The 22,457-nt window shown below is 68.1% G+C and carries 14 protein-coding genes; 9 read left to right on the top strand and 5 right to left on the bottom strand.

The features are described from left to right. Positions 1 to 2,829 (bottom strand): NB-ARC domain-containing protein (locus Vau01_RS61915; RefSeq protein ID WP_239153103.1); only part of this gene is annotated, 2,829 nt, incomplete at its 3' end. A 377-nt stretch (positions 2,830 to 3,206) separates the two neighbouring features. Between Vau01_RS61915 and Vau01_RS61910 the strand changes: the two genes are divergently transcribed. The 4 genes from Vau01_RS61910 to Vau01_RS61895 all read left to right on the top strand — a co-directional run bounded on the left by Vau01_RS61910 (position 3,207) and on the right by Vau01_RS61895 (position 6,636). Then, positions 3,207 to 3,647 carry a hypothetical protein gene (locus tag Vau01_RS61910; protein ID WP_204014689.1) on the top strand — a complete coding sequence of 147 codons (441 nt, stop codon included), beginning with the start codon at positions 3,207 to 3,209 and terminating at the stop codon, positions 3,645 to 3,647. Positions 3,648 to 3,955: 308 nt separating this feature from the next. Then, the gene (locus tag Vau01_RS61905) at positions 3,956 to 4,639 is read left to right on the top strand and encodes a hypothetical protein (protein WP_204014686.1); all 684 of its coding nucleotides are present in this window, start codon (positions 3,956 to 3,958) and stop codon (positions 4,637 to 4,639) included. A gap of 439 nt (positions 4,640 to 5,078) precedes the next feature. Then, positions 5,079 to 5,420: a hypothetical protein gene (locus tag Vau01_RS61900; protein WP_204014683.1), complete on the top strand. Its 342-nt coding sequence runs from the start codon at positions 5,079 to 5,081 to the stop codon at positions 5,418 to 5,420. A gap of 244 nt (positions 5,421 to 5,664) precedes the next feature. Then, a complete protein-coding gene (locus Vau01_RS61895) occupies positions 5,665 to 6,636 on the top strand; it encodes an aldo/keto reductase (protein WP_204014680.1) in 972 nt (323 codons plus the stop codon). Between the two features lie 14 nt (positions 6,637 to 6,650). On the opposite strand, the gene Vau01_RS61890 is transcribed toward Vau01_RS61895, so the two are convergent. The 4 genes from Vau01_RS61890 to Vau01_RS61875 form a co-directional block, all read right to left on the bottom strand. Continuing rightward, positions 6,651 to 10,487, bottom strand: coding sequence for a patatin-like protein (locus Vau01_RS61890; RefSeq protein ID WP_204014677.1), 3,837 nt, complete (start codon positions 10,485 to 10,487; stop codon positions 6,651 to 6,653). 11 nt (positions 10,488 to 10,498) lie between these two features. Beyond that, positions 10,499 to 11,485, bottom strand: coding sequence for an endonuclease/exonuclease/phosphatase family protein (locus Vau01_RS61885; RefSeq protein WP_204014674.1), 987 nt, complete (start codon positions 11,483 to 11,485; stop codon positions 10,499 to 10,501). A 206-nt stretch (positions 11,486 to 11,691) separates the two neighbouring features. Further along, complete coding sequence (locus Vau01_RS61880) at positions 11,692 to 12,447, bottom strand: DinB family protein (protein ID WP_204014665.1); 756 nt, start codon at positions 12,445 to 12,447, stop codon at positions 11,692 to 11,694. Positions 12,448 to 12,525: 78 nt separating this feature from the next. After that, positions 12,526 to 14,178, bottom strand: a complete 1,653-nt coding sequence (locus tag Vau01_RS61875) for an alpha/beta hydrolase (RefSeq protein ID WP_204014662.1) — start codon at positions 14,176 to 14,178, stop codon at positions 12,526 to 12,528. 420 nt (positions 14,179 to 14,598) lie between these two features. Between Vau01_RS61875 and Vau01_RS61870 the strand changes: the two genes are divergently transcribed. The 5 genes from Vau01_RS61870 to Vau01_RS61855 form a co-directional block, all read left to right on the top strand. Continuing rightward, entirely contained in the window at positions 14,599 to 18,807 is a 4,209-nt protein-coding gene (locus Vau01_RS61870) for a TIR domain-containing protein (protein ID WP_308440552.1), read from the top strand. Between the two features lie 486 nt (positions 18,808 to 19,293). Then, positions 19,294 to 19,419, top strand: coding sequence for a hypothetical protein (locus Vau01_RS64970; protein WP_275424072.1), 126 nt, complete (start codon positions 19,294 to 19,296; stop codon positions 19,417 to 19,419). Between the two features lie 461 nt (positions 19,420 to 19,880). Beyond that, entirely contained in the window at positions 19,881 to 21,071 is a 1,191-nt protein-coding gene (locus Vau01_RS61865) for an effector-associated domain 2-containing protein (protein WP_204014656.1), read from the top strand. A 598-nt stretch (positions 21,072 to 21,669) separates the two neighbouring features. Further along, positions 21,670 to 22,125, top strand: coding sequence for a toll/interleukin-1 receptor domain-containing protein (locus Vau01_RS61860; RefSeq protein WP_204014654.1), 456 nt, complete (start codon positions 21,670 to 21,672; stop codon positions 22,123 to 22,125). 122 nt (positions 22,126 to 22,247) lie between these two features. Then, positions 22,248 to 22,457, top strand: a 210-nt coding sequence (locus Vau01_RS61855; RefSeq protein ID WP_204014651.1) for a hypothetical protein, incomplete at its 3' end; no start/stop codon positions are given.

Raw genomic sequence — 22,457 nt, 5'->3', positions numbered from 1 at the left:
GCCGTCCGGTGCGACGGCCAGCGCGCGGACCGGGTTGGTGTGGCCGCGGAGGATGAGTCGGCTGGCGCCGGTGGCGGTGTCCCAGATGCGGACGGTGTGGTCGTCACTGGCGCTGGCTAGCCAGTCGCCGGCCGGGTGGCAGGCCAGCGCCGTGATCCGGCTCTTGTGGTGGGCCGCATCGACGGTGGGGGCGGGTGTGGACGGGTCCCACGTACGGGCGGAGCGGTCGTCCGCGGTGGTGACCAGCCAGCGTCCGTGCGGAGCGGCGGCCAGTCCGGCGATCCGGTCGGTGTGGCCGGTGTAGGTGGCCTCGCATCGGCCGTCGATCAGGTTCCAGATTCGGACGGTCCGGTCGTGGCCCGCGGTGGCCAGTCGTGGTGTGGGGCCGGGAATTGCGGTGGCGGCCACGACCCAGCCGGTGTGGCCGGTGAGCACGTGCCGGCAGGCGCCGGTGTCGGTGTCCCAGATGCGAACGGTGCTGTCGTGGCTGGCGGTGGCCAGCCACGACCCGGTCGGGTCGGTGACGCAGGCGCAGACGATGCCGATGTGGCCGGCAAGGGTGTGGATGGACGCACCGGTGAGCGGGTCCCAGATGCGGACCGTGCTGTCGCCGCCGGCGGATGCAATCCACCTGGTGTCAGGGGCGACGGCGAGGGTGGCGATCCAGTTCGTGTGCCCGTTGTGGACGATTCGGCATTCGCCGGTGGTGGTGTCCCAGACCCGGATGGTGTGGTCCTGTCCTCCGCTGGCGATCCAGCCACCGGTGGAGTCGGTGACGAGGGCGGTCAGCCGCCCGGCGTGGCCGGCGAGGACCATCCGGCAGGCGCCGGAGACGGGATCCCACACCCGGACGGTCCAGTCGTGGCTGGCACTGGCGATCCATTCACCGGTGGTGGGAGCGGTCACCGCGGTGACCGGGCCGGCGTGTCCGGTCAGGATGTGCCGGCATGCACCGGTGGTCGGATCCCACACCCGCACGGTGTGATCGGCGCTGCTGCTGGCCAACCACCGCCCGTCAGCCGCGGCTTTGAGCGCGGTGATGTTGCTGGCGTGTCCGGTCAGGGTGTGCAGGCAGTCCCCGGTGTCCGGATCCCAGATGCGCACGGTGGTGTCGCCACCGGTCGCGATCCACGACCCGTCCGGGGCGACCGCGACAGCCGTGACCCGGTCGGCGTGGCCGGTGAAGGTCCGCGTCAACGCCGGGTGGGGCAGATCGGGCAGCGGCCACCGGTTGACCACGCGCCGGCCCGCCGGCCCGGCTGGCTGGTCGCGGAGCAGCGCGGTCGGGAAGGCGTCGACGTGGTCGAGGCGGCTGGCCAGCACCGCGGCGAGTGCGTGACTGGGTGCGATCGGCGTCAGCAGGTGCGCGTTCTGGCGGATCTTGCGGCCGAGAACGCGTGCGGTCTGTGTCGCTGCCCGGGCGAGATCGGCCTCGGCTTCGGCGGGGCCGTAGCGCGTGAGCCGCGCCGTGATCCACCGCGGATCGGTGACTGTGGCGGCCAACTCGTCATGTCGATCAGCGGCGGCGAGGTGCTCGGCCAGGTGACGGGTGAGGTAGTCAGGTGCTTGTGGCAGTTCCCACCAGGCCGGCGGGACGGCCTGGGTCGGCAGGGTCCGGGCGGCCGCGTCGAGGAGCGTCCTGTGCAGATGGGCAGCGTGTCGCGGGCCGGCTTCGTGGATCAGATAGGACCGGATCACGTCGTGCAGGCGCACGGTGGCCGTGTCGTGCCGGTACTCCGTCACCAGTGCGAGATCGGCCAGCGCCTCGCACACCGAACGGACCCGCCGTGGAGTGAGTCCGGCGGTCGCCTGCCACAACAGGTGCAAGGTGGCCAGGGGCACGTCGGCGTCTTCGGCGAAGATTGCCATCTCGAAGAACCGGTCGACCGTCCCCGGCGGTAGCAGTTCGAGGCCGGCCCGGACGGTGGTGGCCACCGCCCGGCCGCGGTGGTGAGCGTTGTCCAGGTCGAAGGTGCTCGGACCATCCTCGTCCAGCCGGTCGGCGATACCCTGCAACGCCTGCGCGACCGTTGCCCCGTAGTCCACGGTGCGCAGCAGCGCCCGGTTCGCCAACGCCACCAGGACCGGCCACCGGCCCGTCGCGGTCAGCACCCGGTCGATCAGGCGGCGGTCGCCGCGGGCAACATCACGCATCAGCAGAGCGGCTGCCTGCTGCGACGTCATCTGATCCAGCTGGACCGCCCGGCGCGGGTCGACCAGCCGCCGCTGACGCGTGGTCAGCAGCCGCTGACACCGGCTGCCGCCGCAGACAAACGGCTCCACCTGCTGATCGGTCCAGGCGTCGTCGATGACGAGCAGCACCGGATCCGGGTGGCCGTCCAACACCTCACCCAGCCGCATGCCTGCCTGCAGCGGATCGGTGAGCGCCGGACGAACACCGCTGAGCTGCTCGACGAGATCGTTGACCTTCGCGGCGAGCTGGCCACCGGCGACCCGCTCACCCAACGTCACGTACAGCAACCCGCCCGGGAACCGCACCTTGACCTCGGGCTGGTGACACACCCAGGCGGCCAGGGTCGTCTTGCCGAACCCTCCGGTCCCGTGCACGCCCGTGATGGTGACCAGGTCGCCCGGCTCGGAGCACACCAACTCCATCAGCCGACCGGTCACCTCGGGCCGTGCGACGATGCCGGCCGCGAGCGGAGGCGCCAGCCAGGGACGCCGCACAGTCGCCGCCACCGGCTCGTACTGATTGACGGTGATAGCTCCGCCAGGGGCGTTGTACTGCACCGCCTGTCCCGAAGACTGGTAGACGCTCTGCCCCTCGGCGACCGCCCTGTGCACGGGCCCGGTGATCGGCTCGGTCATTCCAACGCAACGCCTTCGTGGCGACGACCGCTGACGACCATGACCGGACGAAAGGACGGTCGAACGTGGGGCGTCGTCGCTGGAACCATGGGTTCTCCTGTCCGACCGCAGGTGTCACTCAACCGTATCCCTTCCTTACGAACAGTCACATCCCGATCTGGGAGCGGGACTTCGTTGCGGTTCCGGACCTCGATCGTCACGATCGGACAATCCGGGGGTTCGTCGATCTGACGAAGATCGATCGAGTTACCCGCTGCTCGGACGGAATTCGAGCGGCCAGGGTCGGTGGTGAAAGTCAGCTGTTCTGGTGATTCGAAGCGGTACATCGACGACTACCGTCGGTGAAACCCGGTACGGCGGGGGAGGGAGGGCAGGCCATGGTTCCGGAGTGGCTCATGTCGGTCGTGGCGGCGGGCGGTTCGGCGTTCGTCGGGGCGGTGGCCACCGATACGTGGACCGGAGCCCGGGCCGCGATGGGGCGCTTGTTCGGCCGCGGCGGACCACGTCGGCAAGAGATCGCGGAGCAGTTGGCGGACCGGACCGCAGCGGAGATCGAGGCAGCCCCGGCGGATCGTCAGGCCGAGGTCCGCGAACGGTGGGCCGCGCGATGGCAGGACCGGCTCGCCGATCTCGTGGCCGAGTATCCCGACCTCGGTGACGAACTACAGGCATGGACCGAGCAATTGCGGGCCGAGCTTCCGGCCGCGCAGCAGACCTGGGTCAACACCTTCATCGCCCGCGACAACGCGGTGCAGTACAACGCCCCCGGCGGCACCATCACCGTCACCAACACCGGGGGCGACCGCCCAACGACGTGATCTCGCCATGTAGGCCGCCAGCTCCACCGCCGGCTGCATCGGCGTCTGGTATGGCCAGTGGCACCGCCAGAAGGGGCCCGAATGCTGGTCGGGAGCTCAGCGATGGCGAACAGGCCGGATTCGGGCTCGGTGAGGGCGCCAGTCACCGCCGCCGCAGTCGTGCTTGGGCGGCAGCTCCCAGCCCACGGTCGCCGAGAGGCTGTACCGGGAGAGGCTGGCTGCCTGGAACGAGTGGCGCTGGCTGGCCGAGACCACATGAGTAGAGCTACTCATGTGCACCCGCACTGCCGATCGGCATCCTTACCGATATGGCGATTCGTCACTGGATCCGGCTGCCGACGGCTGCGGTGCTGACCTTTGCCCTGGCGGCGTGCGTATCGGACGGACCCAGCCGTGAGGAGGCCAGTCGGCAGGCGCGCTCCGGTCCGGTCCGGGAGGCGAGCCGGTCCACCGCGGCCGAGATCGCTACAGCGCTCGATTCCGCCACCCGGACCGCGTCCGGGTTGACGCCGGTGGCAAGGTCCGCGGAGGACATCTGTCACGCCGGCTCCGGCAATGGCTTCTCCTCGCACGACGACTACCGCCTTCTGTGCCGGCGGGACGAGGCGAGGTACTTCGGCGCCGACAACCTCCTCGATGCCCTGCGCGAGATCGACAATGGCGACGGGCTGACGCCGATCATCACCGACACCTTGGACGATGTCGTCCGGTACTACGCGCGCAATGGCAGGGCGGACGATGGATCGCTGCTGCCGCGGCCGAACTTGAGCTACACCGTTGCCCAGCACGGCTGGACGCTCGCGGTCGCGTGGTCCGGGCCCACCGACCCGAGAAGTAACGTGCCCGACTACGGCCTCACGTGGCCGATAGTCTTCAACGACTCAGAACCCGTCGACCTCGACGCGTTGTGGAACGGACCGTTGGCCTCTCACGGTTATCTGATCGTCCTCTCGTTGTCGGTTGCCTACCACGAGGCCCCCTGGACGGACTGACCCGCACGGCCGCCCGTCCGTCAGAGTCGGCCGCCGTACCACGTCGGGATCGGCGGCGTTGCCGGCCGCCGGCTGGTCGATCGCCCGCCCGCCGTGGGAATTCCCTGGCAGTTGGGCCTCATCGGCCTCCTGTTCACAGCGGCGCTGTACGTCCCCACCACCGTGACCGACCTCGCCGCCGACGCCAGCGCCGGCGACACCACGCTGGAACAGGGCAACCTCCTCCGGGCGCTTCTGAATACGAGGCGCACTACAACGGTGGGATGCGAGCTGCTGCGCTGGTTCCGAAATCCCGAAATCTCCGCGGGATACACCACACCTCGCCCTGGCGGCCTGGGCGGAAAGTGCCGATCGCGTCACAGCTCGACAAGCGGTATGCGAATGTAAACGACAGTCGCGCGAGGCGGATCATGTGTCTCGCGTAGAGAGGAGCTCACCTGTGACCACCGACATCGCAACTACGCAGGCGCCGTCGAGCGTACAACTCATCGACTTCGACGACGCGCAAATCGTACCGGGCATCGTGAACGACACCTACTTCCTGATCGTCAGCGGCATGAAGCCGTATCAGAACATGAAGGTGACGCTTCTTCCGAGGACGTACATCAGGCAGCCGGAGTACTGGGAGGTCGAGGTGGCCGGCGCGGTCTACGGCATCCCGTTGCCGGTCATGACTCCGTATCACGAATTTCTCCCGCTGGAAGGAAGTCGTGGCACCAAGGGGATTCTTGTGATTGGCAAGTCCACAACCTGCAAGCTCGAGTTCCCGGTAGCAAATTGATCGATTCGGATCATCTGTCTGCATCGCGCTGAGTCCAGACGGGCCCGAGGACGCCGCCCTTCGCCTCGTCGGGCCTGACCAGCGCTGAAGTCGTTGCTGCTGCTTGTCGAGCAGGTCGAAGAGGCGTTGCGCGCCATGTTGGGCGCGTCCGGGATCTGCAGATGGCGATCGAGGAATCCAGGCTCTGCGCGCGCGGTGGCGCATGATGGGTGGCGGACGCGTCACCATCACGAGGGAGCAGTCGGTGCAGCACACCCGTCTCGGTAACACGGGCCTGAAGGTCAGCCGGCTCGCCCTCGGCTGCATGAGCTACGGCGACCCGACCACGCCCGACGCCCACCCGTGGGCTCTCGTCGAGGACGACGCCCAGCCCTTCTTCCGTCAGGCCGTCGAACTCGGGGTCACGTTCTGGGACACCGCCAACGTCTATCAGCGGGGCACGTCGGAGCAGATCGTCGGCCGCGCCATCACCCGCTACTCGCGCCGCGAGGACATCGTGCTGGCCACCAAGGTCCGTGGTGTCATGCACGACGGGCCGGGCGGATCCGGGCTGTCCCGCAAGGCGATCCTGGAACAGATCGACGCCTCGCTGACCCGTCTCGGCACCGACTACGTCGACCTCTACCAGATCCACCGCTTCGACGACGACACGCCCGTCGAGGAAACCATGGAGGCCCTGCACGATGTCATCAGGGCCGGCAAGGTCCGCTACATCGGCGCCTCGTCGATGTACGCATGGCAGTTCGCCAAACTCCAGCACGCGGCCGACCTCGGCGGCTGGACCCGCTTCGTGTCCATGCAGAACCAGTACAACCTCCTGCGTCGCCACGACGAACGCGAACTCATGGCCATGTGCGGCGACATGGGCGTCGGCCTCGTCCCGTACTCGCCGAACGGCAAAGGCCGCCTTGCCCGCCCGGCCGGTGAGCAGAGCACCCGCTCCAGCACCGACAAGGTCGTCCAGGCCTTCGACTCCCCGCACGACGAGCCGGTCATCAACGCCGTCGAGGAACTCGCCGGCAAACGCGGCGTCAGCATGGCCCAGATCGCCCTGGCCTGGGTGCTCCGCAATCCCCTTGTGTCGGCGCCCATCGTCGGGGCGACCAAACCCCACCATCTCACCGACGCCGTTGCCGCACTCAATGTCGACCTCACGGACGAGGACGCGGCCGCACTCGAAAGGCCGTACGTCGAATTCGGCCCATCCTGGTACTGAACGGCAAGCCGAGGTCACGGCGCGCGGCTTGCCGCCGGCTCAGTCGCGACCTGGTCGGGGTGCGGCCCGACGTCGACCAGTTGTAGCTTGCGCTTGATTCGTTTGCAGACGCGTCTGCCGGCCAGGGTCAGGGCGAGGTCCTTCTTGCCTTTGCCGAGGCACAGGAAGTATCGGTAGGCGAGGCCGGTGAACTGGAGTCGCGCGATGAGCATGTCCTCCACGGTGGCCGGGCCGTTGGCGGGATCGACGCGGTAGACCTCGGCGGTGGCTTCGAGGATCACCCGTTCGGACAGTCGGACGCAGGCCCGCCAGGGCGCGAACCAGGGCACCACGAGCAGCAGCACCGCCGCGAGCATGACCGCGGTGATGAAGGCCGAGACCATCCACGGTTCGGTCGCTTGCCACGTCCCGGCCTTGCCCCAGCGGGCGAGGACGACGGCGACGGCGATGAAGAACACCGCGTAGATGATGCTCCACCCCGCGGCGCTGCCCGCCGGATGCACGGTGTACCGGTACTGGTACCCCGTCGGAAGGTGGACCCACATCCCGAGGTGCCGGCCGAGCCACCAGGCCAGCATGGTCATGACGAGGAGGACGAAGGCGGTGATGCCGATCGCCCATCCGGTCCGTTCGACGGCGGTGGACGTCCGCACCCAGGAGGAGAAGGCGGGCGCGATCAGGCCGACGACGATCCAGGCGAGGCCGCCGAACATGAGGAGGATCGCGAGCCCGGCAAGGTAGCGGTTGCGGTACCTCCACACGTAGGTTCCGCCGCGCCGGACGACGATGACCGGGCTCGGCGGTGACGCGGGAAGGCTGCCCAGGATGATGAGCGAGGCAACGGCGATCAACACGAGCACGAGCGCCGACGCGCCCCGGGTGGCTTTGGCTCCTTCCGTGCCCACGGCCGTCATGGCGAACACCACCAGCGGGACGACCGGCGCGGAGAGCACGATGCCGTGCAGGAACGTTCCGGTGCGCAGGGCGCCGTAGGCGAACGTGCCGAGCAACGCGCCGGCTCCGGCCGCCGCGGCGGGGCCCGAGGCCCAGGCCGGGAGCGTGCCGAGCAATGCGAGGACGACCAGCAGGCCGCCGACGCTGAATCCCAGCAGCGCCAGGAACTTCGCGATGCCACTGCCACTGGTGACGCCGCGGATCGCCCAGTACGGAAGCAACGCGAGGCCTCGCAATGTGCGGGTGACCGGTTTGAGGACGGGCAGACCGGACCGGTCGCTGTCGACCACGGTCACCGCGACGCTGGCTGCCTCCACCGTGGTGCGGATGAGCCGGTCACTGGTGGCTTCCTCGTGCAGCGCCTCGTGGCCGATGCCGGCCTTGTCGAACGCTTTGAGCGCCGCCAGGCCGAGCTTCACCCGCTCGGTCGGATCCGTGGCGGTGCGCAGATCCGTGAGCAGTTGCTCGTTCAGGTTCAGGAACTGGACACCGCGGGCCCGCGGGTTGCCGCCGTCGTCCCGGTCGGCCCGGGCGGCGTCGGCCAGCGCGGGAAGCTCCTCGGCCGCGATGTCCGCCTGCACGGCCCAGGCGGCAAGGTCCGCGAGCGCGGGTAGCGAGGTCGGCAGCCCGTTGGGTGGCAACGTGTCCGCGTACACCTCGAGCAGTTGCTCGACCGCCTCCGCAACCAACGGCCCGGCCTGTTGCGGGAGCGGCGTACCGCGGAACATTGCGGTGACCGTGTTGACGACGGCCTCCGCGTTCTCTCTCGGTGTCCTGGCCGTCAGCGTGCCGTTCAGGATGGCGATCCGGCGCAGGCGTTCAGGATTGAGCAGGATGCGGCAGAGCGTCGCGGACGCGTCCAGCCGGCCCCACATCCAGTCGTTGATCCGCCAGGACTGCTTGAGGAAGCCGGCGAAGCGCGACAGCGCCATCCCGGCGCCCTTGTCCGCCGGCGTCACCGCGTACCGGGCGAAGGGGTTGTGGGTCATCAGGCTTACCTGGACGAGCTCCACCGGCTGGGACATGCCCGTCTCGGTCTCCTCAGCCAGGCACGTGGTGAGGATCTCCAACGCCAGCAGTCGCGCCAGTACCCGCGTCGTGTCGTCGCCGATGCCGGCGTCGTTCTCCTCGGCCACCGGCGGCTCGGTCAGCAGATCCTTCCACGGCCTCAGGCGACCGAGTTCGAGCCGGTGGGCGTCGAGGTTTCTCAGGTGCGGCAGCGTCGCCGCGACACACTCGGCGATCATGGTGACCTGTTCGCGGACGCACTCGCCGATCGCTCCCTCGTCGGGCGAGGACGGTGGGATCGGACGGAGCATCTTGCGGCGGTACACGTCCAGCCGGTCGTGCCAGTACCCCTGATCCGGTGCGCGGTCGGCAAGCCTGGGCTCGGTGACCCACGGCCGGTCCACCTTCTCGCGTAGCTGCCGGATCGCCAGCCGGGCCTCGAACAGCGTTTTCCGCTGGGCGCTGAGGACGACGCCGTCCTCGCCGGACACGACCCACACCAGGCGGGACAGCAGGTCCAGCGAGCTCTCCGCGAGGTGTTCCGCTGTCGTGATTCCCCACGCCCACCCGTCACTCCAGGTCCTGATGTGCACTGCGGCGTCGACCGCGGGTTCACCGGGCAGATACGGCAGGTTGCCCCGCTCGCTCTCCTGCGCCCGCTCCGCGCACACCCGGATCCGCTCGTACGGCCAGTTTTCCGCCGCGGGCACGCGGCCGGCCAGGTCGCGGGCCGCCCGCCGTTCGCGCAGCCGCTCGTAGAGCGGATACAGGTGGTTCGCGGTCTGGTAGATGGTCTGGTTGCCGGTCGTGAGGGAGTCCATCAGGTCGAACCGGCCGGCCCGGCGCGATGCCGCCGCCTTGTTGTGCCGATCGATCTCCTCGACGTGGGTCCTGCTGCCCTGGCTGGACAGCGCACCGATCAGAAGGGCGGGGGTTTCCAGGACCGTGGGCACGTCCTCCGGTCGATCCGGATCGTCGGCGACGTTCGCCATCGCGTGCGGATAAATGAGCAGCATCACCCGCCGCACCGGTCCCTCGGCGGGCATCCGGTCGACCGCTTCCAACGCCTCCCGGGTCGGCGTATTGGCCAGCAGACCGCCGTCGACCACGAACCGGGAGCGGTCGGTCGTCCGGCCGTTCGCCCAGGAAGCCACGGAATGCATGTCGGGCCGCGTGTCATCCGGTCGCGGCAGTTGCTCGGCCACCGGCACGTAGGACGGCTCGAACGCGAGCGGGAACGACGCCGTGCTGCGGGCGGCAAGAGCCAACCGGGCGACGGTCTCGTTGAGGTGTTCACAGTCGAAGTCGGTGGACGCCGCGTGCCCGGGCGGCACGGACTGCGGGCTGTCATGCCGGAACCGGAACCGTCCGTCGTGCAGGCTCTGCGGAAGGTTCTGCCCGAGGGCGTCGACGTGCATGACGCGGGCCCCGTGCAGCAGCGTCGTCGTGATGGTCAGATCGACGGGCCGTTCCTCGGGCGGGCGCTTGCGATATGGCGACGCCAACCGCTGGAACGCCGTCTGCAACTGCGGCAGGAAGTACTCGTCGCCGCGCAGCAGAGACACCGGCGCGCCCTGAAACGGCCGGCGCATCAACGCGTCGATGTCGCCCTGCTGCGCCCACAGGTCGCGCAACTGGCGCAGGTCCGCTCCGGCGTTGACCTGGGCCAGCGCGAGCGCCGCACCGTTGATGCCGCCCGCCGACGTCCCGGTTATCACATCGGCACGGGCCGTGCCTCCGACAAGGTCGAGCAGCGCGCCGTAGGGACCCTCGCCCCGGCTGAGCCGGTCTATCTCCAGGACGGCTCCGCCCATCCACACCGCGAGGCTGACCCCGCCGTTGAGCACGACGGCGAATCGGATCTCCTCGACCGGAACGTCACTGGTCATGATCGGGCTGCTCAGCTGAAGTCGAAGGTGGCCACGACGGGGGCGTGATCGGACTCGGGGTACTTGCTGTCCTCGGCGAAGGCGGCTGATTCGTCGTGCAGGATCTCGTTGTGGATCTCGGATCCGCGGTAGTGGGCGAGCAGGTTCCGGGTGACGAGCATGTGGTCGAGCATCTGGCCCTGGCCCTGGTGGAAGAGGGTGTATCGGGCCGGTTCGGGAATGGTGTGCTCGATCGGAACGAGGACCCGGTGCGTGAGGGCCGGGTTGCCGGTGTCCTCGACCCGGCCGCGGATGGCGAGGACGGGGATCTCGTCGGGGGTGGCGTTGTAGTCGCCGGCGACGACGATGCGGGCGTTCGGGTCGGTGTCGAGGATGCGGTCGATGAGGCGGCGGACCTCGACGGCCTGGGCCATGCGTTTCATGGACGAGATGAAGGTGCCTTCGGCCCACGCGTCGGCCGTGCGCCAGGTGAAGTTGTCGACCTTCTGCCCGGGGATGTCGGTGGGGATCTTCGACTTGAAGTGCACGTTGATCACGTGGAGCAGGCCGCCGTCGGGCAGGGTCAGCTGGACGTGCAGCACGGGCCGTTCGACGCCGATGGAGATCGGGGTCGTGTCGGCCGGGACAGCGGTCAGCCGAAGGTAGGTGGGCTCGGCGACGAGGTCGTTGCGGATCTGTTCGACCGAAACGACGGGGAACAGGGTGGCGACGACGAGGTTGCGTTCGTTGTAGACGGCATCGTCGGCGGGCTTGGTCGACACCAGGTCGGCCTTTTCCAGGTTCGTCTCCGCGAGCAGCTGCTGCAGGGCGTGCAGGCCCCGCGGCTGACCCGGGCGCTCCTGGCCGTGGACCTCCTGGAAACACACGACATCAGCGCGCAGGCGCACGATCTGCGGCCGCATCACCGCGACCCGCTCGGCCAACGTCGGCGGCGCCTTCGCCGGCGGCGTCTCGTCCAGGTTCTCGACGTTGAACGTCGCAATCCGCACAGTCGTCACACCCACCACGTCCCCCGTCACTCCGGCCGGGCCCTGGACGGGCCGCCCCTGGAGGCAACTCAACGCGGTGCCGCAGCCGGCCGCCATCACAACCCGGACACTCCGGAAATCCCGGTTTCCGAGACAACGCACGATCTGAGGGCGTACAAGTCGAGTGCCCGCGTTACCCCGTCCGGGGGACAAGAGTTGCGGGTGGTGCGGCTGGTTCAGGCGCCGGCTTCGAGCACGGCGAGGTCGCGTACCGCATACCGGTGATGCTCGGCCTCTTCCTTGAGCACCACCTTGAGGCAGCGGCGCACGACGTACTCCTGGTCGGGATAGGGGTCCGCCGGCTTGCGACCACACACCCGGTCGAGTTCGGCCTCGGTGAGCCCGTCGACGACGCGCCGCATCGTGGCCATGCGAGCGAGCCGCGGCGCGAGTACCTCGTCGAGCGTCGGGGTGGCTTCGAGGGTGAACCCGAGCTTCGTCACTGCGTCGGGCGGCATTCCGCCGTGCGGAAGCCCCAGCGGGTGGTACGGCGAATCCTCCTCGAGTACGGCATTGCCGAGCCATGCATCACTTGCCATCAGCAGGTGCCGTTGGGTCTCGACGAACGACCACTCGCCGTCGACCTGCTCGTGCAGTTTGGCCTCGGGCAGGAGCCTGGCGCGGTCGAGCGTCGCGTCCCATTGCGTCTCGATGGCATCCCACGCAGCCCGGTAGTCGACGGCGGACGCGGCGTCACGCGCCAGCACCCGCGTGGGATGCTGCCGGTCGAGCTCGGCCTGGACGTAGGCGGTCACGTCGACGTCGTTGACGACGAGACGCTTGAAGTCGCCACCGAGGTAGACGTCGCCCCCGTAGCAGTCCACGATTTTCAGGCCGGTGACCTCGCAATCGCGAATCTCGAGGCCGGCAAGGTCGCATAGGTGGATGCGGGCACCACGGAACTGGTCACTCTGGACGTACTCAGCAGGCATCGCGGCAGTTTCCCGCATCCGTCCCGCCTGCGCCAGTGGGTGGCACAGCGTGCCGGTCGTCTCCTTACAGCGTCGCGGTCATCTGGACGGCCGGCCCGCCGTCAGCGGTGGGAGGAGCTGGTTGCGTGGCGACGGCTGGGCCGAGCGGTTGGCTGCCGCCGGCCCGGCGAACGGCACGGCGTCGGGTCGGCAGGTGACGTCACGGGCCGGTGCGCGGCCGGTGAGCAGGTAGGTGTTCACGTGCGCGTCGACGCAAGCCGAGAGCAGCAGCGACGTGTGGCCCCAGCCCTCCAAGGTGATCAGGGTCGACCGGGGCAGCATGCGGGCGGTGCTCACGGCGTCCTGGTAGCGGGTCGCCGGGTCGTAGCGGTTGCCGATGACGAGTACGTCGTTGGCCGTGCGGCGGTTGAACGGCCCGGCGTAGCGGTCGCGGTCGCGGGCCGGCCACGACGCGCAGATGGCCGAGCCCCAGTTCCACGCGCGGCCGAAGTACGGGTAGCGGCGGTCGGCGTTGCGGGCGGCGGCCACCCACGCGCCGACGTTGTCGGGGTTGTCGCCGTCGAGGCACCACACGCCGGCGAAGCCCTCCAGTACCTGGTCGTACGCCGGCTCGACGGGGAACGGCGGCGGCGCGAGCCGGTTCCGTAGCGCGGTGACGGCTGCGGCTGCCGCGGTGGGGTCGGTGAGCGTGTCGAGGAACTGCAACAGGTCGGCGAAGTCGGGCCAGGAGCCGGAGTCGTACATCGCGCCGAGCGAGTCGTTCACCAGGTCGGCGTAGCCGTAGGTGAACGTGCCGCCCTCGCCGTCGGGAAGCTCCGCCGGGTCGGCGAGGAGTCGCTGGGCCAGCGCGTCGTAGCGCTGCTTCGGGTTGCCGCCGGAGAAGGCGCACGTGTCGCCGCCGGCGTCGCACAGGCGCAGGAACTCCTGGAGAGTCTCGTAGGCGCCCTGCTCGCTGACGAGGCGGGCGTCGATGGGCAGGTATTTCGCCTCGTTGCCCCGGCCGGTCGCGTAGGAGACCGGGTCGATGACGCCGTCGATGATGACCGCCCGTACCCGGTCCGGGAACATGTTGGCGTACGTCGAACCGATGTAGGAGCCGTACGAGTAGCCGGCGAAGGTCATCTTCTCGTCGCCGACGGCGCGGCGCAGCAGGTCCAGGTCGCGGGCGACGTTCGCCGTCGACATGTGGTCGATGACCGGGCCGGCCCGGTCATCGCAGGCGGCGGAGTACGCCTCCATGGACCGGATCCAGATCCGCTCCTCCTGAGGCGTGTACGGGAACGCGAACGGCGGGAGCGTCGCGACCGCGTCGTCGGTGGTGTCGAAGCACTGCAACGGCGCGCTCCGCGCGACCCCGCGCGGGTCGAAGCCGATCAGGTCGAACCGGGCCCGGACCTCGTCGGAGTACAGGATGTCGCCGGCCGCCCACACGAACCCGACGCCCGAACCACCCGGCCCGCCGGGGTTCAGGAACAGCGACCCGATCCGGCGGGCCGGATCCGAGGCAGGCCGGCGGGTCAGGGCGAGCGGGATCTTCGGCCCCCGCGGCCGGTCGTAGTCGAGCGGCACGGGCACGGTCGCGCACTCGTAGCCGGGCGCGACGTCGCCGCACGGCTGCCAGGCGATCCGCGGCACGGCAGCACCGGCAGATTCCGCCGGCGCTGCGGTCGCGGGGCCGGCGGCGGCCGGGGTCGCGAGGAGCGCGAGAACGAGGACACCGGTCAATGTCACGGATCGGGCGCTGATCGCCCTTGTTGCGGTGGACGGTGTGATCATGTTATCGACTCCCGCCGTGCGCGTTCAATCCCGATTGCTGCCCACATCGCAACCTAGAACGGCACTGGATCCACCACAAGGCATCGACGGTGTCCACTTGATGGGGTAAACCCTTGATCCCATCCGCGAAAGGCGTGGCGGTCGTGGGGAAGGGCACCAGACCGACACCGCTCTCGTCGTGCAGCCCAACGGCGAGGTGCATGTGACAAGCGAGAAGTTCACTTCCCAACGGCATCGTCACGCTGTCCGACGGTCGGCTACTCGTCGCAGAGACACAGCCGGGAACGTCGAGGTGATCGACCGGTTGGTGGCCGGCGCACAAGGCCTGATCAACGCCACCCGCGCCGACGACCCCCGACGCTGCGGTGGGGCCCGGTGAGGCAGGGCGTGGCGGCGCCGGCCCCGATAGCCGCGGTCTCGCGTCCTGGGTGTTTGTCGTGTTGGGTCACGGCGAGTCGATTGACCGGTGGCTGCGCCGGTGCGAGCCTCGGCATTGTGGCCGAACTTGCGTCTGTGTTCCTTTCCTACGGACGGGGAGACGACGAGCCGTTCGTAGCGCGTCTGCGGGATGGTCTGGAGGATGCAGGTGCGTCCGTGTGGTTTGACCGCGTTTCACTCCCCAGCCGCGCGCTCACTTTCGTGCAGGAGATTCGCGACGCGATCGAGTCCCACGACCGGGTGGTTGTCGTTCTCGGACCACGTGCGTTGACGTCGGACTATGTAGAGGCCGAGTGGCGCTATGCGCTGGAGGCCGCGAAGGTGGTCATCCCGGTCCTGCTGCGTGTGCCACCGAGTACACGGATCTGCGACGCTGTGCCGCGCGACCTCAACCGGCTCCATGTCGTCGACGCACGCGAGCGCGCGGATGACGTCGTACTCGCCGAGGTCGTACGTCACCTGAGGGAGCCCGAGCCGATACTCGGCAATCCGCTACACGTTCCGCCCCCGCCGCCGCACTACCAGCCGCGTCCTCTCGACTACGCGCGGCTGGAAGCGGCGCTCCAGCTCGACAGTCCGCGGCGGCTGACTGCGCTTGCGCGCGAGCGCACTCTCGTTCTGCACGGCATGGGTGGCGTCGGCAAGTCGGTCGCGGCCGCGGCCGTGGCCAGGAACATCCATGTACGTCGCCAGTTCCCCGGCGGTGTCGTCTGGGTGGATCTCGGTCGCGACGCCGACGTCCTGGCGGGATTGCGCCGCATCGGCGCCGCGGTGGCCGACGACCTGCGTGAGTACACACGGGTGGAAGACACCACGGCGCGGCTGGCCCGCCGGATCGGGGCCCTGCCGCTTCTCGTCGTGGCCGACAACGCGTGGAGCGACGACGACCTACGGCCGTTCGTGGCGGTCATGGGATCGGCGACCCATCTGTTGGTCACCACTCGCGACGGCGGAATCGCCACGCGTCTGGGTGCGGTCCCGATCGCCATCGAACCGCTGACGAGGGACAAGGCCATGCAGCATCTCGCCGCCTGGGTCGGCGAAGCCGTGGATGGCCTTCCGGACTCCGCCCTCCGCGTTGCCGACGACTGCGGAGGCCTACCGCTGGCCCTTTCCCTGGTCGGTGCGATGGCGCGCGGCGGCACACCGTGGAGCGACATCGCGGCGGCCATCGAGGAGGCAGACCTCGGCTTCGTCCGCGAGCAGTTGCCCGAGTACCCGTACCCGGACCTGCTGCGGGCGCTGCGCGTCAGCCTGGACTCGCTGGAGCGATCGGGCGAGGAACTGGAGCGGGTCGCCGCCACGTGCTTCCGGAACCTGGCCGCACTGCGGTGGGATCGGCCGATTCCCGAAGCGACCCTTGTGACGCTGTGGAGCGCTCGCGCGCAGTTACCTGAGCGCCGCGCCCGCCGCGTGCTCTCGGTCCTGGTCACCAAGGCACTCCTGCGAGCGGAAGGCGAGTCACCCAACCAGGCCGTGTCGATGCACGACCTGTTGCACGATCTCGCACGGACGGCGATTGCCGACATGGCGACGGAGCATCGCGCGTTCCTGGACGCCTACCAGGCCCGACATCCCGACGCGCCGTTCATCGCGGACGATGGCTACTACCTCGATCACTTCGTGCACCACCTCCACGCGGCCGGCAGGGCCGACAAGCTCCCCGAGATACTCTGCCGGGAGACCGCCTCCGGATCGAACGCGTGGTGGAGCATCAGGCTGCGACACGGGCAGGTTTCCGGATACGTGGCGGACCTCCGCCGGGCCTGGGCAGACGCGTCGGATGCCGGGGACACCGCTGCCCTCGTCCGCTGGGCTCTGATGATCGCGTCGGTGCGCTCCGCCATCGGAGAGGTCCCCGCGGACTTCGCGGCCCTTGCTCTCGAGTACGACGTGTGGACGCCGGCGCAGGCGCTCGCCGCCGCCGACTGGGCCACCGGTCGCGACCGCTTCGACATGCTGGTCGCCGTCCTGCCGGTCCTGGACCCGATCCAACAGGCGACGATCGCCCAGGAGGCGGCGCTCATCGCCCGGCAGGAACCGGAGGACCGCGACCGGACATGGCGCCTCCTGCGGCTCGCGGGAGCCGTGGAGGGTCCGGCCCGCCGCCGATTCGTCCGCGAGGCCGTGCCACCCGAGGAGCCGCTGTCGGAGTTCGTGGATTCCTGGTTACTCCTGGACGCCTATCGGCTGGACCCCGAGCGGATCGATGCCGCCGATGCCGCCGTCGCTTGGGCCGAGAACCGGTTCGACGAAGGCTTGGGCTGGATAACTGTGGCGCACGTTGCCGCGGAGGCACCGTTGTCGCACCTGTCCCGGGTACGCCAGATGGCCGATCGGCTCCCCGCACCCGCAGATCGGCTCAGGGTTCTGCTTGCCCTGGCCGAGCGCACAGATCAACCCACAGACGAACTGATCCAGCGGGCCGAGGACGAGCTTGCGCAGCTGGGCGACGCACAGGACGCGCACGTCCTCGATGCACGACTCGCTCCCTACCGGCCCACCGCGGAACGGGATGCCGCCGCCTATCGCATCGTCCACGCCCGCGGGGAGTGGACAACCACCGATCGACTCGACGCATTGCTGGCCGTCCTGCCCTACGCCTCCGGTGTGGACCGGGACCGCGCTGAGCGCGAGGTCGTCGAGATCCTCGAGCATGCGGACCGCACGGAAGCGGAGGCGTTGACCTCCGGCATACCGGCGCGGCGGCTTCGCGCGACGGAGCCCGAACTGTTCGCCATGTTCGTGACCACCGCCCTGAAGTCTGTCGAGGCGGTCGACGCACGCTGGAGCCGCATCTCCATGCTGGTCCGGCTTCTGCCGGAGGCTGACGATGACCGGATCCGGGCGGTCGTCGAAGAACAGGCGCGACGCATCCTCACGATCAACGATGCCGGGGACCGGGCGAAGTGCATCGCCACGTACTGCGAACGTCTCGGGGCCGACGCGGCCCAGCACGCGGCCGGTGACGTACTTCGGCGGATGATCGAACGGTTACCCGCGGACGACCTGGCGATGCATGCGCCACCCCTGCTTGCCCACGCCGGGGAATCGGACCTCGTGGCGCTCCAGACCGCTGTCGGCGCTGAAGCGGACTTCCCGCTGGACCTGCGCCCGGCGCTGTTCGGCGCCTGGGCCAGGCACGGCAACTGGGACCGGGCCACGGACACATTGGTCGACGGCTCGTCGTACGAGTGGGAACCCGCGATCGACCCGCTGGCCGACCGGATACCGCAACACATCGCCGAGGAGCTGATCCATGACGCTGTCCGCCGATCAAACGCAAGGTTCTACAGCGCGGTTGTTCCGCTCGCACCACGAGCTCGGACGGTCCTTCATGGGCAACTGCTGGAGAACTGGTTACGGACGGTCGAGGCGCTGGACCTTCCGCACGACCGACTCCACCTGATCGAGCGGCTGGCGCCGCTGCTGCCGGCCGACGCGCTGCCCCAACTCGCCGGCATGATTCCCGACGACGAAGACTCAATGGACCGGGATCCGACCCTGCTCACCCTCGTGCGCGCCATGATCGCGAACGGCGACCCGACAATGGCGGCGCAGCAGATCGGCCGAATCGAGATGACCGACTACAAGTGTCAGGCTGCGCTCGCTGTCGCCGACGCCGTTACGCCACACGAACGGGTCGAGCGGCTGGACTTCGTCGAGAACGAGGCCCGCGCTCTGCCACGACCCGAACAAGTGGAACTGCTCGTGGCCGTCGCGCGGCGCAGCGACGAGCCGAAGCGCACCCGCCTGCTCCGTGAGGCGACGCGCGCGGCGGAAAAGCCGCTCGCGGAAGGGGCATGGTATCCGGAGACCCGCGCCCACGCACTGCGTGTGGTCGCGGCTGCGCACGAGGGCACCGAGCGCGAGCGGCTGCTGTTGGAGGCGTGGGATGCAGTCCCGAAGAGTGGCTCATACACGGGGCGTCAATGCCTTGTCGACCTGGCACCGCTCATGGCTGAGGCGTCACCCGCTGCGGTCCGCCCGCGGTGGGAACGATCGCTCGAGGCTGCGGTGCGCAGCCGCCCGACGATCCTGATCGAACTCACCGCTCTGGTCGACGTCGTGCTCGCGCTGGGGCGGGACCGCACCGCCGCCGAGATCGTGACGGCACTGGACGACATCGACCGCTGGTGGCCCTGAAGCCTCGTTCGGGGGGCCGACAGAGTTGGCGCAACGACCGCGGCACGGGAGCGTGGTGCCTCCTCGTCGTCGGAGGTGGTGCGCGGCCCAAAAGTACTGGCGGCCCGGCGTGAGCGCTCGACTACGACGCCGTTCCGTCGCCGTTGCGCGCGTCGGCGGTCGAGCCGGCGACAAGGCGTACCCCGCTTCCGCTTGACGTACATGCGCGCTGGTCGCCGGGGCTGTTCCGGGTCGGGCCGGGTGCGCGGTGGGGCGATGTCGCCGCCGCGTTGCATCCGCACGGCCTGGCGATGAGCTCCGGCGACTATGGCGACGTCGGCGGGTTGGGGACGGCCTGACGCTCGATCACATCACCGCCGCCGAGGTGGTGTTCGCGACGGTGGCATCGTCAGCGCCGACGTCGATGCCGACGCCGACCTGTTGTGGGTCGTCTACGCCACTTCGACGCCACCGACAGGGCGGTCTGGTGACCCGCTGGGTGAGCTGGTGCCGGCCGCGCCGCGGGACCTGACCAGCATCCTGTACCTGTTCGCCCAACGCCGAGGCGCACCGATCGCGCGGGCGATCATCGTCTACGCCAGCGCCGACACGGACGCCGCAGCGGGGCGGTAGCCCGTTGTGTCAGTGATTGGTGGTCGAGCGGACGGTCCGTGTGGGCCGTCTGCCCACGAACCGTTGCCAAACCGTTTTAACCCGGTGGGCGGTCTGATCCGATCCGGATCCGGACAGGGCTGATTGGAAATAGCTCATATTTGTCGAATGACCTGGGGATTTCCTGACTGACCCGCGAAACTGCGGGCGACCGCGGCGCGGGGTGATATCGCAATGTCGGCTTGTTAAGGTGCTCCGGTTGCCCCGGCGTCGTGATCCGGCGAGGGTGCACGGGGGTCGTCACCCGGCCGGATAATAGCTTGCTGCCTCGCATCCGCGCGGAGCGGCTATGTGTCCGCATCTATGTTGGAGCGCGAAGTTACGGTTGAATGGATAGGCCGGGTGGCCGGTCGGCATGCCGTGCACTTTGATTCGAGCATCGACAGTTCTGGACGTGCGATGACGGGAGTACCCCAGTGACAGTGGCCGGAGGGGTCAAGGGTCCGGCCACGGAGTTGAGTCAGGGTCTGATCGACGCGCTGGTCAGTATTCCGATCACGAGTACCACGCAGAATCGCCGGTTACTGATCAGATTGATCAGGCGCGACTTATCACGGTTCCCCGATGTGCAGGAACTTCCTGAATCACGGCTCCATCTCATCGACATCGTGGTGGCCTGCCTGGAGCATCCGACGGCGCTGTGGGTGTTGCGCGATGCGTTGACGACGATGGCGCCCGACGAGGCCGGTACCCGGCGCGCCTGTCAGTTGATCGACTCCGCCGGGCTGGGCAACCTGGTGTCCGAGGACGACCTGTGGCAAGGGCTGGCCGAGAACATCGCGTCCCGTGTTCTGAGCAAGTCGCAGGATCTGCTCTCGGCCTTCGACGACCTGGCGGTGATCGGGCCCGGCGAGGGCCGGAGCCTACCGGCGCTCACTTTTGTCGCCGGCGCGACGGCGTCAATCGGCGAACCGGTGGCCAGCCAACTGCGTAAGTGGCTCCAGGAACAGGTCGAGCGGTTCGGTGTTCCCGGTGACGAGTTGCAGACGCCGTCCGGCGCCGCCGACTCCATTCCTCCCGAGGGTGACGGACGTGATCGGATCAACATGGGCGCGGGCCCGGCTCATGACGTACCAATAGCAGGTATTCTAGGCGAATCGGACAAGCCGGGCATATCTGACGGTCAGCCAGACGACGAGCAAACGGGAGATACGGGAGACAACATGGTTTCCGCCGCCCCAACGAAACCTCCAGCCAGGAGGTTGCCACGTGTATGGGGCGATGTCCCGCCGCGTAATCCCAACTTTACCGGTAGGGAAGAGCTGCTTTCGCGCCTGCACAAGGAACTGCTCACGGTCCGAGAGGCGGCAGTCCTGCCGCAGGCGCTGCACGGGATGGGCGGAGTCGGGAAGTCCCAGCTCGCCATCGAGTACGTCCACCGGCACAGCAGCGAGTACGACCTGGTCTGGTGGATTTCGGCCGAGCAGAACATCCTGGTGCTCTGGTCGCTGGTGAAGCTGGCCAAGCGGCTCGGGCTCGACCAGCCCCGAGGCCAACAGCGCCGATCTGGCCGTGCAAGACGCGTTGAACACCAGCCGACCACGCCATGCCCGAGCGATCCTGGTTCCGGCTGTCGACGATCGGCATCGAAAAGCTCAGCTGACATGCCGTAACCGAGCGAAGGCCAGATCTGGCCGAAGAGTTCGCTTAGCGAGCCGAGGTGATGGATCTGTGATCCATTCGCCGAGAATGACTCTCAGTATCCATCCAACAGTCGGTTCACTTTTCCTCCTCTGCTTACCAGTTGCTGAGGCGGCATTCCATCACGCACGCATGTAATCGGAGTGTCACCTTTCCTCTATCGGTCAGAAGGAAATAGCCATGCTTGCTTCCCGTGGAGCAGACTCATTCGGCGCCATAACGGCAACTAGTCCAGGGGTGCCGTCATTCAGACGATTCGCATCTACGTCGGTAACGTCCGTGCGGACTCCGAATACAAAGAGGAGGTCGACGGCCTCACCTTTGTACACTCTAGGGGCATCCACAGCACGCTGGATCGCCTATATCGACGGCTCGGCAGGCCAGCTTTATCTTAAGCAACCGGCTGTTGCCACTCGTTACCCGCGAGGATTTCGACCTTTCCCGATGCCGTTGGACTTGGCGCCTCAATCAAATTCATCGAATAGAGTTTCGAACGACCTATCCGGAATTGGGTCGACCTCCGGTGACCATAGCGTTGGCGCCGCCCTAGAAATCCAAGTGAGACGTAACATGACAGTCGTAATGCCCCAGGTGCCAAGGAAGATTGCCGTGTGCTACAGCCATCGAGACGCACGGTATCGGAACGAGCTGTGGCCGCATCTCAAGCGACTTGAAATTAAGCAACAGATAGAAATCTTCGCCGACACCTGCATCCTGCCGGGTGAGGACTGGCGAAGCGCGATAGAAGACGCGCTCTGCAATGCCGATGTGGCAGTTCCGCTGTACAGCCCTGATTTCTTAGCATCAGTGTTTATTCAAACAGTGGAACTTCCGCAGGTCTTAAGAAGGGCGGAAGCTGGGCGACTCACCATCCTAGCCCTGGTTGTTCGTCCATGCGCCTTTCGCCGCTTGAACGAATTGAATAGGTACCAGACAGTGAACAATCCCAAGAAGCCGCTCTCGGATCTGCGGTTAGGTGAAAGGGACAGATGGTACGACGAAGTTGCTCGCTTGGTCGAAGGCTAGGTGTCACTGCGCAGCCTGTCGATGAATGCGAGCTGCAAGGTCGCTGACCTAGGTACCTGGCGGCGGCCCCGACGCAAGGCGGGTGGGAACCCGCACAGCCCGGGCGGCACAGACGATGGGGTGTGTACCAGTGGTTGTTTCCGCAACTGCAGGCCTCCGGCGCGGTCGAGTCAACTGACCCGAACGTGATGAACCTGGTTTTCGAGACCGTTCAATTCCTTTTCCACTGGGGTGACCACCCAGGCTGCCTGGGATGGACTCGGTCGGTCGTCGGCCGGTACAAGGCCACGGTCGGGATCTTCGAGCGGTCGCTCGACCTGTACATGGACCAG

The organism is Virgisporangium aurantiacum (genome assembly GCF_016863635.1).
GTDB classification, from domain to species: Bacteria; Actinomycetota; Actinomycetes; order Mycobacteriales; family Micromonosporaceae; genus Virgisporangium; species Virgisporangium aurantiacum.
This window is presented reverse-complemented; position numbering and strand designations above follow the sequence as displayed.

Excerpts from the sequence above, each read along its gene's own strand:
- Vau01_RS61910 (WP_204014689.1), top strand. The coding sequence starts at position 3,207 with ATGGTTCCGGAGTGGCTCATGTCGGTCGTGGCGGCGGGCGGTTCGGCG.
- Vau01_RS61905 (WP_204014686.1), top strand. The coding sequence starts at position 3,956 with ATGGCGATTCGTCACTGGATCCGGCTGCCGACGGCTGCGGTGCTGACC.
- Vau01_RS61890 (WP_204014677.1), bottom strand. The coding sequence starts at position 10,487 with ATGACCAGTGACGTTCCGGTCGAGGAGATCCGATTCGCCGTCGTGCTC.
- Vau01_RS61880 (WP_204014665.1), bottom strand. The coding sequence starts at position 12,447 with ATGCCTGCTGAGTACGTCCAGAGTGACCAGTTCCGTGGTGCCCGCATC.
- Vau01_RS61860 (WP_204014654.1), top strand. The coding sequence starts at position 21,670 with ATGACAGTCGTAATGCCCCAGGTGCCAAGGAAGATTGCCGTGTGCTAC.